Annotated in this window: 12 protein-coding genes; 11 read left to right on the top strand and 1 reads right to left on the bottom strand. The window is 51.4% G+C overall.

Features of this window, described 5'->3' with window-relative positions:
* Window positions 1-8: 8 nt before the first annotated feature.
* From flgH to flgJ, 3 genes are all read left to right on the top strand, one after another.
* The gene (flgH, locus tag EA58_RS02145; RefSeq protein ID WP_036748444.1) at window positions 9-782 is read left to right on the top strand and encodes a flagellar basal body L-ring protein FlgH; all 774 of its coding nucleotides are present in this window, start codon (window positions 9-11) and stop codon (window positions 780-782) included.
* A gap of 42 nt (window positions 783-824) precedes the next feature.
* Window positions 825-1,922 carry a flagellar basal body P-ring protein FlgI gene (locus tag EA58_RS02150; RefSeq protein WP_412177931.1) on the top strand — a complete coding sequence of 366 codons (1,098 nt, stop codon included), beginning with the start codon at window positions 825-827 and terminating at the stop codon, window positions 1,920-1,922.
* Window positions 1,923-2,002: 80 nt separating this feature from the next.
* Window positions 2,003-3,007 (top strand): flagellar assembly peptidoglycan hydrolase FlgJ, encoded by a 1,005-nt coding sequence (gene flgJ, locus EA58_RS02155; RefSeq protein ID WP_036748447.1) that lies wholly within the window; start codon window positions 2,003-2,005, stop codon window positions 3,005-3,007.
* 48 nt (window positions 3,008-3,055) lie between these two features.
* Here the strand turns inward: flgJ and EA58_RS02160 are convergent, their stop codons facing one another.
* Window positions 3,056-3,463, bottom strand: coding sequence for a hypothetical protein (locus EA58_RS02160; protein WP_036748450.1), 408 nt, complete (start codon window positions 3,461-3,463; stop codon window positions 3,056-3,058).
* 212 nt (window positions 3,464-3,675) lie between these two features.
* Here EA58_RS02160 and flgK point away from each other — a divergent pair, with 212 nt between their 5' ends.
* The 8 genes from flgK (at window position 3,676) to fliS (ending at window position 12,373) form a co-directional block, all read left to right on the top strand.
* Window positions 3,676-5,559 (top strand): flagellar hook-associated protein FlgK, encoded by a 1,884-nt coding sequence (gene flgK / locus EA58_RS02165; protein WP_036748451.1) that lies wholly within the window; start codon window positions 3,676-3,678, stop codon window positions 5,557-5,559.
* 14 nt (window positions 5,560-5,573) lie between these two features.
* Entirely contained in the window at window positions 5,574-6,764 is a 1,191-nt protein-coding gene (gene flgL / locus EA58_RS02170) for a flagellar hook-associated protein FlgL (protein ID WP_036748452.1), read from the top strand.
* 320 nt (window positions 6,765-7,084) lie between these two features.
* Window positions 7,085-8,233 carry a flagellin gene (locus EA58_RS02175; RefSeq protein ID WP_036748453.1) on the top strand — a complete coding sequence of 383 codons (1,149 nt, stop codon included), beginning with the start codon at window positions 7,085-7,087 and terminating at the stop codon, window positions 8,231-8,233.
* A gap of 338 nt (window positions 8,234-8,571) precedes the next feature.
* Window positions 8,572-9,723, top strand: a complete 1,152-nt coding sequence (locus tag EA58_RS02180; RefSeq protein WP_036748455.1) for a flagellin — start codon at window positions 8,572-8,574, stop codon at window positions 9,721-9,723.
* Window positions 9,724-9,787: 64 nt separating this feature from the next.
* Window positions 9,788-10,234, top strand: a complete 447-nt coding sequence (locus EA58_RS02185) for a flagellar protein FlaG (protein ID WP_036748457.1) — start codon at window positions 9,788-9,790, stop codon at window positions 10,232-10,234.
* Window positions 10,235-10,255: 21 nt separating this feature from the next.
* The gene (gene fliD / locus EA58_RS02190) at window positions 10,256-11,629 is read left to right on the top strand and encodes a flagellar filament capping protein FliD (RefSeq protein ID WP_036748460.1); all 1,374 of its coding nucleotides are present in this window, start codon (window positions 10,256-10,258) and stop codon (window positions 11,627-11,629) included.
* A 24-nt stretch (window positions 11,630-11,653) separates the two neighbouring features.
* Window positions 11,654-11,953 carry a flagellar rod protein FlaI gene (locus EA58_RS02195; protein ID WP_235199529.1) on the top strand — a complete coding sequence of 100 codons (300 nt, stop codon included), beginning with the start codon at window positions 11,654-11,656 and terminating at the stop codon, window positions 11,951-11,953.
* 15 nt (window positions 11,954-11,968) lie between these two features.
* Window positions 11,969-12,373: a flagellar export chaperone FliS gene (gene fliS, locus EA58_RS02200; RefSeq protein ID WP_036748865.1), complete on the top strand. Its 405-nt coding sequence runs from the start codon at window positions 11,969-11,971 to the stop codon at window positions 12,371-12,373.
* Window positions 12,374-12,518 lie beyond the last annotated feature (145 nt).

Below are 12,518 nucleotides of genomic sequence, written 5' to 3' on the forward strand. Positions count from 1 at the left end.
CAAGGGCAATGAAAAGGAACTGGCTGTTCACCGCGCTGATACTGACACTGACTGGCTGTGTGCAGATGCCTGATCGGCAGAATGAGCTGGCACAGGCGACCACCAATGTTGATGCTGTGGAAGGGAAGCAGGAGTCACCGAAGGGCGATCTGATTGATTTGGTTCGTCGTCGCGAAGACCCGCAGGCGGGTGATCCGGCCTGGACCGGTGTTCGCCCTCAGGAAAAGCCGGCTCACTATGCGACGGCAACCGGTTCTCTGTTCAGTCAGGCCCTGGCCCAGGATATGTACGATGATACCCGCCCGCGTGGCATCGGTGATATTGTGACCGTGTTGCTGGCGGAGAAAAATAAAGCCAATAAAAGTGCCAGTACCGATGTCGGCAAATCGACGGATCTGAGTATGGATCCACTGACATTGGGTGGCCAGGCGCTGTCAATTGGTGATCGCGACATCTCCTACAGTGTGAGTAACGAGAACAAATTCACCGGTAATACTTCTGCTGATCAAAGTAACAGTATTCAGGGTTACATTTCGGTGGAAGTTGTGGATGTGCTGGCAAATGGCAACCTGCTGGTCCGTGGCGAAAAGTGGCTGACCCTGAATACCGGCGATGAATATATTCGCGTGAGTGGCACGATTCGCCCGGATGATATCTCGCAGGAAAACACCATTGAATCAACCCGGATTGCCAATGCCCGAATTCAGTATTCAGGCACGGGTGACCGACAGGATGTACAGGAGCAAGGCTGGCTGGCCCGCTTCTTTAACGTCAGCCTGTAAATTGCTTTTTGACCGATGAACCGCTACCCGACGATGAGAACAATGACCGTGACCAGAACAATGCTATGGGCAGGACTCGCCCTGTTAATGGCTTTCCCTTTGCAGGCAGCCCGAATTAAGGATGTTTCTGAAGTCGCCGGGGTACGGAGTAACCAGTTGTCAGGCTATGGTCTGGTGGTAGGTCTGCCGGGAACCGGCGAAAGCACGCCGTTTACCGATCAGAGCTTTAATGCCATGCTGCAAAACTTCGGCATTCAGTTGCCGGCTGGCACTAAGCCGAAGACGAAAAACGTGGCTGCTGTGGCCGTGAGCGCAATTTTGCCGCCCTTTACCAAACAGGGTCAGCATATCGATATTACGGTGTCTTCCATTGGCTCGGCGAAAAGCCTGCGTGGCGGCACGCTGTTGCAAACCTTCCTGCGGGGTCTGGACGGCAAAATTTATGCGGTGGCTCAGGGCAGCCTGGTCGTCGGCGGTTTCAGTGCTGAAGGTCTGGATGGCTCCAAGCTGGTGGGGAATAACCCGACAGTGGGCCGGATTGCGAATGGCGCGATTGTCGAACAGGAAGTGCCGAACCCGTTCAGTCGTGGCGATCATCTGACGTTTAACCTGTTTGAATCTGATTTCACCACAGCTCAGCGTATGGCGGATGCCATCAACCAGTTTTTAGGCCCGGACATGGCTGCACCAGTGGATGCCACCTCAGTGCGTGTCCGTGCACCGCGTGATGTCAGCCAGCGTGTGGCTTTTCTCTCAACCATTGAGAATCTTGAATTTAACCCGGCAGATGGCTCGGCAAAAATTATTGTGAATTCACGAACCGGAACCATTGTGGTCGGTCAGCATGTGAAACTCAAACCGGCCGCGATTACACACGGCGGGATGACGGTCTCGATTGAAGAAAACCCGACGGTCAGTCAGCCCAACCCGTTTTCCGGTGGAGAGACGGTTGTTGTACCCGATTCACAAATTCAGGTCACCGAAGAAGATTCTCGTATGTTTAAGTTCAATCCGGGGATTACGCTGGATGAGCTGGTTCGTGCGGTGAATCAGGTCGGGGCTGCCCCTTCTGACTTGATGGCCATACTTCAGGCGCTGAAACAGGCTGGAGCCATCGAAGGGCAACTGATCATTATTTAATTCATGTTGCGTGCGGTCATACTGGGCTACACGCGAACACAGACCTCAACACAGACCAAAGACGACACAGATTACTGACGATGAAATCGACGGATCCTGGCTTTATCAACGACCTTGCGAATCTTGACCGCCTGCGGGCAGGCATTAAGGGCAAAGGCGACAAGGAAAACCTGAGGGCAGCAGCAGAGCAGTTCGAAGCCCTGTTTACCCAAATGCTGTTTAAGTCGATGCGTCAGGCAAATGAAGTGTTTGAGTCTGATCTGATGAGCAGTTCGAACACCAAATTTTTTGAAGAAATGCGCGATCAGCAGATGTCCAGTGAGCTGAGTGCCCGAGGTTCGCTGGGGCTGGCTGATTTGATTGTTGAACAACTGGCCGCACTGGATAAGCCACCGGCAACACCGGAAGCGCAGGCCAAAGCCGAGGAAGAAAAAGCGGCGAACTTTGAGGCACTGCAAAAGTCTCGTCAGGTTTCAGCAAATGATGTGCTGGCGAAAGTGTTTGCACAGCAAGAGACTGAGCAGCCTTCCAAAGACAAAGCGACCCTTGCTGCTTCAGCTACAGCAGCGACTGAAAACAGCGTGGTTCTTCCACCGCTGCGTCAGCCAAAAGATAAACCTTTTGCTTCACCGCAGGATTTCGTTTCTCGCATGCGTCCGTTTGCTGAAAAAGCTGCAGGTCTGCTGGGCACAGATCCGGCCGTCCTGATTGCACAGGCGGCACTGGAAACCGGCTGGGGTAAAAAGGTGGTTCGCAATGCGGCCGGAGACAGTAACAACCTGTTCAATATTAAAGCGGATCAGCGCTGGGCCGGGAACAAAGTTGCCACCCAGACGCTGGAATATCATGACGGCATTCCGGTTCAGGAGCGTGCCGCTTTCCGTTCTTACAACAGTTACGAAGACAGCTTTAACGACTACGTTCGTTTCCTGAACGACAACCCGCGTTATGCCGATGCACTGGCTTCACCGGAAGACCCGCGCCGCTTTATCCGTAATCTGCATAAAGCGGGTTACGCCACGGATCCGAAATACGCCGACAAGATCATCAATGTGATGGATACGGTTCGGAAACTGATGAAATAACAGGATTGCCGCTGCGTTCCGGCAGCGGCAATCTTTATCCTGCTTCTTTTATCCTGCTTCAGCGAACCCATGCGTGATTTGTGGTTTTTTCAGCTGTTCAAGCGGGACTTCCTCAAACTTGTCTGTTGTGATTCTTCGCATGATGCATCCCGGCCCCGGAAGATTGGTGATACTGAAATCAGGCACTTCATACGGATTGGCAAAGAGCAGGGTTTGAGCACAGTCCATCATGAGTGGATTCCCTGAATCATCCAGTGTTTCAAACCTGCCTGTGTTGATGTATCGGTGGCCATCCGGTCCCAGCATCACTTTGGTTTCCGGATCCTGATAGAGCAGGAAGGTATCAACAAAGAGTGGATTGCCATCCGGATCATAGGCATTGGGCAAATCTTCAGCCTGGGTCAGAGCTGACAGGAGCGCCAGCGTTATCGTGATGGTCAGTTTCATTTTCAGCATGATTTATTTTCGCCATTAAATGCGCACGGGTTCATATTTGTTCAAGCGATGTCATCCGTCAAATCTTTGTGTTCAGGATTTTTCCGGCAATGATTTGCCTTGAGCGAACCGGAATGAATCAAACCCCTTTAAAAACAATGTTCTGAATGTTGGAACGATTTTTGCAGAATATCTGCCAGTGAAGTAACTCCCTGAGGTTTTCTGGAGGCGCAATGGCGTTCGACTTGCTCAGTTTGGGCTCTCAAGGTGTGTTAACAGCGCAACGGCAGCTGAATACCACCAGCCATAACATCAATAACGTCAACACGGAAGGTTATAGCCGCCAGTCTGTGGTGCAGGAGACGAACGATCCGTTCTGGTCTGCCGGCAATAACTACGGGACGGGCGTGCATGCGGCAGAAGTTCGCCGCGGTTATGATCAGTTTGCCACCAACGAGCTGAACCTCACCACCACCAACCACAGTTATGCGACTGAGCGTGACGGCCAACTGGAACGGCTGGATAAGCTGCTCGCCAATAGTGCCAGTCAGGTGCCGCAGGACATGAACCAGTGGTATGACGCGGTGAAAGCCATGGCAGACAGCCCGAGCGATCTCGGTGCCCGGAAAGTCGTGCTGGAAAAGGCGAAGATGGTTGCGGCGGGCCTCAATGATACCCATCGGGTACTGGCTGAGCAGAAAGATGTCACCAACGACGTGCTGGCAAAGACGCTGAACCGGGTGAATGACATCGGTCGTGAGCTGGTAGAAATTCATGAGGCGTTGCTGAAAACCCCGAATGGCGGTGCAGATAATGATCTGATGGACAAACATCAGACGCTGATCAATGAACTGTCGACCTATACCAAGGTCACGGTGACCCGCAAAAATACTGAAACTTTTAATGTCCTGATCGGTACCGGTCATACGCTGGTCTCTGGCACCCATGCCAGTGAGCTGAAAATGATCGATGGTGATCCGGATCCGCAACAGACCCGACTGGCGGTCGTGGCGGGTAAATCGCTCAAGGCTATCAGTTCCGATGATATTGGCGGCAAACTGGCGTCCTTGTTTGAATACCGCGACAAAACCTTGCCGCAGGTGATGGATGAGCTGGGCAAAATGGCCGTTGGCTTTACCGATTCTGTGAACCAGTTACAGTCGCAAGGGCTGGATCTGAACGGACGTGTGGGTGAGGTCATGTTTACCGACGTGAACGCGCCGGAAGTGGCGGCTTCACGTGCCTTGATCCCGCGAGGTTCCAGTGCTCAGGTCAGTGTTTACATTGAGGATCTGAGCAAGCTGAAAGGCGGTGAGTATGAGTTGGGCTTTAACGGCAGTCAGCATACGCTCAAGCTGCCGGATGGCTCAACGCAGACGGTGATCCCCAGTGGTATCCCCCCAAGTTTCAGTGTGGATGGCGTGCGGATAGAAATTGCCGCTCCGATTGCCAACGGTGACAAGATACTGCTGCGCCCGACCCGCAATGCTGGCCGGGATGTTCAGGCAGTCATGACAGACCCGGCAAAAATTGCCGCCCAGAGTTACAACAGCTCAGCGACACAAACCCAGGGTAAGGCCGCCTTTGCAATCACTTCCGCAGGACCGCTGCGTGAGTTCCAGGTCGCGGTTTCTCCGGATGCCTCGCAGTTTGCCGTGCTCGACATGCAGGGCAATGTGCTGCAGCCGCCACTGCCATATCCACCGAATGGCCCGGTGGCTGTCGGGGGCACCAGCTTTACCCTGAGTCATGGTGCTATCGGAGGTGATGTGTTTGCGGTGAACCTCAATGCGGCAACCGGTGATAACGGCAACCTGATCAAAATGCAGGATCTTCAGAATATGAAGGTCATGAATCAGGGCCGTTCCAGTGTGATTGATGTCTACGAAGGGCTGAATACCGAGATGGGTGTCCAGCGCGCTTCGGCGGCACGGCTGAAAGAAGTCGGACGGCAGGAAAAAGAAGCGGCGCAAAGCCGTGTCGCTGAGATTTCCGGCGTGAACCTGGATGAAGAGGCCGCGAACATGATGAAGTTCCAGCAAGCTTATATGGCGTCGTCGCGCATTATGACGGTGGCCAATGAAACCTTTAATACATTGCTGAATGCCGCGCGATAAGGAGTTAAAACCGTATGATTAGCCGAATTGCCAGCTTTCATAACTATCAGTCCGTGGCGAACGATATGACCCGCCAGCAGGTGAAAGTGGCGCACAATCAGGAACAACTGGCGTCCGGGAAGCAGTTGCTGACCGCCGGTGATGATCCGGTTGCCTCGATTTATGTACAGAATTTTTCTCAGCAGAATACGGAAATTGATCAGTCACTGCGTTCCATTACGCTGGCACGCAATCGCCTGAACAGCGAAGAAGTGGCGATCTCCGATGCAGAAACGCTGCTGGACGATGCCAAGCGTAAGGCGATGTCTATGGTGAACGGTTCGTTGTCAGATGACGATCGGATTGCACACATGCAGGATCTGCGCGGTCTGTTCGACTCGTTCATGCATTTGGTGAACACGCAGGATGAATCCGGTAATTTCGTGTTTGCCGGTAACCAATATGACAAGCAGCCCTTCTTCCGGGACGGTAACGGTACTGTCAGTTACGTCGGTGACAGCTATCAACGGATGTCCAAGGTGTCATCCAATGTTGAAGTTCCGGTAAATGACCCGGGCGATAAGCTGTTTATGGAAATTGATAACCCGTACGGCGATTACCAGCCGGACTATGCACTGCAGTCCGGATCGTTGTTACTGCTGTCTCATGCACGGAATGACAACCATAGCGACAATGCCAGCTATACCATTGATTTTACCCAGACCGGCACCGGTGCGGTGTACGATCTGTATCAGGATGGGCTGCTGGTCGACAGCCAGCCGTTTGATCCGAAACGTGGGATTGAATGGGGCACGCTGTCGGTTCAGCTGGAAGGTGAAGTGACGGATGGTGATCAGATTACCCTGAAGCCGCAGGAAAAGTTCAACCTGTTTGACTCGTTTAAACGCGGAATTGAAGTCTCTGCATTTGCCCCCTCAGATGCGTCGGCGACGGCAGAATTGCATCAGGTCGCAGAAGAGTTTTCTCAGGCGTTCAAGCATATCAACCGGGCACGTTCAGAAGTGGGAACCCGTCTGCAGACACTGGATCGTCAGGAAGACATGCATCAGGACTTTAAAGTCGTGATCAATAAAGCCCGCGGCACCATGGAAGATCTGGATTACGGCAAAGCCGTGATCGAGCTGAATGAAAACATGCTGGCACTGCAGGCGTCACAACAGGCCTTTGCGAAAGCGAAAGATCTGACATTGTTTAACTATATCTGATCCGGAAAGGATCCGATCCGGCCTCGGGTTGCCATCAAACAAGGGGCGGGGAACTGAAAAAGCATTTGCCGGGCGGCAATCCTTGTTTGCCACGGTTTCAGTAAGAAAGGCATCGCTTTGCCGCTCTAGTCAGAAATCGGAAGAAAGTACGACTAAGTTTCTGAAAATAAATGGTTTAAAAATTGGCACAATAATTGCTTTATTAATATTGTGATTTATATGAACAACATTTTTACTAACGCTGGTCCCGCTTCACTCTCTGATGGGTTGACGTTGCGGGTAGCTGTTTCGCTAACAGCGAAAAGTCAAAGGAGAGCAAAATGGGTGTAACAGTAAACACCAACGTGTCTGCCATGACTGCGCAGCGCTACCTCAACAAAGCATCTGAGGGCCTGAGTCAATCAATGGAGCGTCTGTCTACGGGCAGTCGTATTAACAGTGCGAAAGATGATGCTGCAGGTCTGCAGATCTCGAATCGTCTGATTGCGCAGACCCGTGGTCTGAACGTTGCGATGCGAAATGCCAACGATGGTATCTCAATCGCACAGACCGCAGAAGGCGCGATGCAGGAATCTACCAGTATCCTGCAACGCATGCGTGACCTGTCTCTGCAATCCGCGAACGGCGCGAACTCTGACAGCGACCGTGTTGCGATTCAGGAAGAGATCACAGCACTGCAGGATGAGCTGAACCGTATCGCAGAAACGACCTCTTTCGGTGGTCGTAAACTGCTCAACGGCACCTTCGGTGAAGCCGCCTTCCAGGTGGGTGCGGATGCCGGTGAGGCCATTGTTGTGGGTCTGGACAGTGTGCGTGCTGATGAGCCGCAAATGGGTGGCAGCCTGCTGGTGTCAACCAACGCGATTAAACCAGATGCGACACTGTCTGCTGATACGAGCATTGAACTGAGTGTAACGGCAAAAGACGGTACGGTTACGCCAGTGACCATCGGTCTGATTGGCGGTGACGATGTGGAAGAGATCGCGACTCGTATCAATGGTCAGAACAGCCTGGTCAATGCATCTGTGACTGAGAAAGGCGAGCTGCAGCTGGTTTCCAGCGATGGTACAGTTGGCGTGACCAATGGTGCGATCAGCATGCTGAACACAGACGGCACGATCACCGCGGGTGACATCGCAGGTACTGCGACTGATATCACAGTGTCTCAGATCAACGTGTCTACAGCGGGTGGCGCACAGCGTGCGGTACCACTGATTGATTCCGCGTTGCAGTACATTGACAGTATGCGCGCAGATTTGGGTGCGAAACAGAACCGTCTGTCACACACCATTAACAACCTGGCCAATACCTCTGAAAACGTGTCTGCGTCGAACAGTCGTATCCGTGATACCGACTTCGCGAAAGAAACGACAGATATGACGAAGAATCAGATCCTGCAACAGGCGAGTACTTCAATTCTGGCTCAGGCCAAGCAGATTCCTCAGTCTGCACTGAACCTGCTTCAATAAACAAAGTTTCACTGCGGTTGAAACGGCAAAGTGGCAACGCTTTGCCGTTTTTTTTTGCCTGGTTGATCGCAATTTTTTGTCATTAAAAATATCAAAAATTCAGTAAAGTTTTTTCTCCTGCCGCCGATAACCTTTATAGAACAAGAAAGTGCATTGCTTCGGAACATCAGTCGAATTTATCTTGTGTTCAGAATCACACTTTTTTGCCCAGTAAAAAATTTCAAAAAAAACCTAAAGCTTTCTTCACCCATGCCGTTAAAGGTGATGTACGAAGAATAACTCGGACTTGCCGGCTGAGCTGGTCAAGCCACTAAGAAACACAAGTAAGGAGAATTACTATGGCAGTTACAGTCAATACTAACGTTTCTGCAATGACCGCTCAGCGTTACCTGAACAAAGCTAGCGATAACACAGCAGCTTCTATGGAGCGCCTGTCGACCGGTTCACGCATCAACAGTGCAAAAGATGACGCAGCAGGTCTGCAAATCTCTAACCGTCTGATGACTCAGAGCCGTGGCCTGGATGTTGCAGTACGTAACGCCAACGACGGTATCTCAATGTCACAGACCGCTGAAGGTGCGATGCAGGAAACCACGAGCATCCTGCAACGTATGCGTGACCTGTCTCTGCAATCAGCAAACGGTTCGAACTCTGATGGCGACCGTAAAGCGATTCAGGAAGAAGTCACTGCACTGAACGACGAACTGAACCGTATCGCTGAAACCACGTCTTTCGGTGGCCAGAAGCTGCTGAACGGTACTTTCGGTACACGTGCGTTCCAAGTGGGTGCTGACTCAGGTGAAGCTGTACAGATTACGCTGAAAAACATGCGTTCTGACGGTGCTGACATGGGTGGTAGCCTGCTGGTTTCTACCAACGGTGTTGCTGACAAGAACTCTACTCTGGATGCAGACACAACCATCGAACTGAGTGTGACTGATGCAGACGGCGTTGCGACTGCTGTAAGCATTGACCTGGTTGGCGGCGATGACATCGAAGAAATCGCAACTCGTATCAACGGTCAAAACGATCAAATCAACGCTTCTGTGACTGAGAAAGGCGAACTGCAACTGTTCTCTTCTAACGGTACAGTTGGTGTGACCACAGGCACAATTGCAATGACTGATACTTCAGGCAACGCTGTTGATGCATCGCTTGCTGGTACTGCTGCGAATGTGACTGTTTCTCAGCTGGATGTGAGCACCATTGGTGGCGCACAGCAAGCCGTTTCTATCCTGGATGGTGCGATGCAGTTTGTTGACTCTCACCGTGCAGAGCTGGGTGCGAAACAAAACCGTATGGATCACACCATCAGCAACCTGAACAACATCAACGAAAACGTGACTTCTTCAAACAGCCGTATCCGTGATACTGACTTTGCGAAAGAAACCACGAACCTGACGAAGAACCAAATCCTGCAGCAAGCGTCTACTTCTATCCTGGCGCAAGCTAAGCAGGCGCCTCAAGCGGCACTGAGCCTGCTGGGCTAATCCGTTCAATGAAGCGGCAGGGGCAAGCCCTTGCCGCTTTTTTCGATCAAGAAGGTATCAGACCATGGACGTTAAATCTGTATTAAACCCTTCATTTCTCTCCCGCTTTTCTTCATCAGGCACTAAATCTACTGTTGGCACGGATGTTGCAAAACCTTCTACAGGTCAGTCGCAAGATAATTCTTTGACGGTTCAGGCCCAGAGCCCAAGCGCAACAAACGCATCCTCACCCAGTGATGTCAGACGCGTGGAGCAAACTGCAAAGCTGGAAGAACATCGTCAGCTACAGCGCCAGCAATTGGAAAAGCTGGTGGAAAGTATTGAAGATTTTATTGGCTCAATGAACAAAGGCCTGGCATTCCGTATCGACGAAGAATCCGGACGTCAGGTTGTCACCGTGTATGAAAAAGAAAGCGGTGAGGTGGTTCGCCAGATCCCTGATGAAGACATGCTGGTTTTATCCCGTCAGATCGCCTCGTATACGACTGGCCTTCTGACGACAAAAGTCTAACGGTTACAGGTTGAGGTTTAGATGAATATTGGCGCAATGGGTACGGCTTCCGGCTTGGATATCAATACCATGGTCGACAAGATCGTCGCTGCTGAACGGGCGCCAAAAGAAGAGCGTATCAATCAGCGTCGTGATCAGGCAAATGTCGAGCTGAGTGCTTACGGTCGTTTAAAAGGCGCTCTGGATGGTATGAAAAGCCTGATGGCGGAATTCCGTCAGGACAAAGCTTTATCTGCGCGTACGGCATCATCTGACAACCAGGACATGGTTTCGGTTCGCGCCAGCCATGAAGCCCAGCCGGGACGTTATACGGTTGAAGTCAAACAACTGGCGACCGCGCACAAGATTGCCTCGCTGGCTGTCGATGACAAAGTGGCACTCGGTGCCGGAAAAATGACACTGTCTGTGGGCGGTCAGTCTTTTGACGTTTCCATTGACAGCAATGAAAGCAAGCTGCTGGATGTCGTGCGGCAAATCAACCGCCATCCCGATAATCAAGGGGTATTGGCATCAGTGATTCAAGACAGTAATGGCGCGCGCCTGGTGCTGACCTCAGACAAAACCGGCGAGCATAATCCGCTGAAAGTCATGGTCGATGCAGCACCTGGCAGTCCATTGCAACAGTTTGCTTTTGACAGCAGCCAGCCGGCCAGCCCGATGCTTGAAATGCAGGCCGCAGCTGATGCAAAAGTATTGATTGATGGTTTGGCTGAAGTGAGCAGCGAGACCAACACCCTGAAAGATGCCATTCCAGGCTTGGATATGGATCTGAAACAACTGTCGGCTGAGAGTGAAAAGCCTCAGGCGGTGATTGAAGTGGGTTATGACCGGGACAGAGCCGGTGCTCAGATTGAACGTTTCGTGAATGCCTATAATCAGTTTTACGACACGGCGATGGAGCTTGGGAAATTTGACCCGGGCACACAGGATAAAGGACCACTGGTGGGTGACAGTATGCTGCGTTCATCGATTCAGCAGCTGCGAAATGCTTTCAGTACACCACTGGAAGATGGTCCGGCCAGTATCCAGACACTCAGCGAATTGGGAATCACAACCTCAATGAGTGGTCATCTGGAAATCGACTACGATAAGTTGGATAAGCAACTGAACCGGAATTTTGCCGACGTTGGCGAGTTTTTTGGCAGTCGAAAAGGATTTTCCCGCCGTATCGAAGATCTGCTGCACGCCTATACTGGGGCAACCGGCAGTATTTCGAACCGTGAGAAAAGTATTAACGAGCAGGTATTGAAGCTCAATACTGAAGAGCGTGACCTGGACCGCCGGATGGAAAGTGTCTATCAGCGCACCCATGACCAGTTTGCGGCAATGGATCATGCCATGGGGCAGATGCAAAGCCAACTGGGTTCAATGATGAGTATGATGCCGCAAATGTAACGGCAGAGAACGGGAGGGAAGGCAATGTCAGTCAAGATGATGCAAACCCTGGCCGACATTGATCAGCAATTGAATCAGCTGATTAATGATGGCTCAGACATTGATGTGGAGCAGCTGCATCAGCTGCTGGCGGATCGCCAGACAGTGCTGAACGATCTGAAGGCGATTCCGGAGTTGTTGGACAAAGAGAGTTGGCAGGAAGCCATCAACAGAACTTCAGATTTGCTGGCAAAATTACGCGAACGACGTGAATTGTCGGCAAATCAATTGAAACGGTTGCAGCACGGACAACGTTCGGTGCAGACATATAATCAATTTCGCTAAGGTAACATCATGGTCATGAGAGGAAATCTACAGGCTTATAAGCGAGTCTCCGTAGACAGTCAGTTAACATCTGCATCGCCGCATCGCGTGATTCAAATGCTGATGTCTGGTGCCGTAGAGCGCTTAATTCAAGGCAAAGCGGCGATGGAACAGGGTTCAATCTCCATCAAAGGTGAGCGCCTGGGCAAGGCGTTGGATATCGTGATCAGTCTGCGTGGCTGCCTGTCTTTTGAAGACGGTGGCGAGGTCGCAAAGAATCTGGATTCACTGTATTTATACATGATTGAAAAAATCACCACAGCGAACCAGAGCAACGACAGCACGCATGTTGACGAAGTGATCGAGATGTTGAGGGAAATTAAATCTGCCTGGGATCAAATTCCTCCTGAGTATCACAATATTACACAGATGGAGTATTAATACGTTTATTACTCCCGCGTAAACGTTCTCACCTCAAAACGCAATTTAGAGAAGCATAGCCAATAAATTGCGTAACGCAGTACATTCCGTGGCACTGGGCTCACAGCTTTTCACTGTGCCCGGTTGCCAAGTCCTGTTCTTTTAT

The organism is Photobacterium galatheae (assembly GCF_000695255.1).
Taxonomy (GTDB): domain Bacteria; phylum Pseudomonadota; class Gammaproteobacteria; order Enterobacterales; family Vibrionaceae; genus Photobacterium; species Photobacterium galatheae.

Excerpts from the sequence above, each read along its gene's own strand:
- EA58_RS02160 (WP_036748450.1), bottom strand. The coding sequence starts at position 3,463 with ATGCTGAAAATGAAACTGACCATCACGATAACGCTGGCGCTCCTGTCA.
- EA58_RS02180 (WP_036748455.1), top strand. The coding sequence starts at position 8,572 with ATGGCAGTTACAGTCAATACTAACGTTTCTGCAATGACCGCTCAGCGT.
- flgK (WP_036748451.1), top strand. The coding sequence starts at position 3,676 with ATGGCGTTCGACTTGCTCAGTTTGGGCTCTCAAGGTGTGTTAACAGCG.
- EA58_RS02195 (WP_235199529.1), top strand. The coding sequence starts at position 11,654 with ATGTCAGTCAAGATGATGCAAACCCTGGCCGACATTGATCAGCAATTG.
- EA58_RS02185 (WP_036748457.1), top strand. The coding sequence starts at position 9,788 with ATGGACGTTAAATCTGTATTAAACCCTTCATTTCTCTCCCGCTTTTCT.
- fliD (WP_036748460.1), top strand. The coding sequence starts at position 10,256 with ATGAATATTGGCGCAATGGGTACGGCTTCCGGCTTGGATATCAATACC.
- EA58_RS02175 (WP_036748453.1), top strand. The coding sequence starts at position 7,085 with ATGGGTGTAACAGTAAACACCAACGTGTCTGCCATGACTGCGCAGCGC.
- flgH (WP_036748444.1), top strand. The coding sequence starts at position 9 with ATGAAAAGGAACTGGCTGTTCACCGCGCTGATACTGACACTGACTGGC.
- flgL (WP_036748452.1), top strand. The coding sequence starts at position 5,574 with ATGATTAGCCGAATTGCCAGCTTTCATAACTATCAGTCCGTGGCGAAC.
- EA58_RS02150 (WP_412177931.1), top strand. The coding sequence starts at position 825 with ATGACCGTGACCAGAACAATGCTATGGGCAGGACTCGCCCTGTTAATG.
- flgJ (WP_036748447.1), top strand. The coding sequence starts at position 2,003 with ATGAAATCGACGGATCCTGGCTTTATCAACGACCTTGCGAATCTTGAC.
- fliS (WP_036748865.1), top strand. The coding sequence starts at position 11,969 with ATGAGAGGAAATCTACAGGCTTATAAGCGAGTCTCCGTAGACAGTCAG.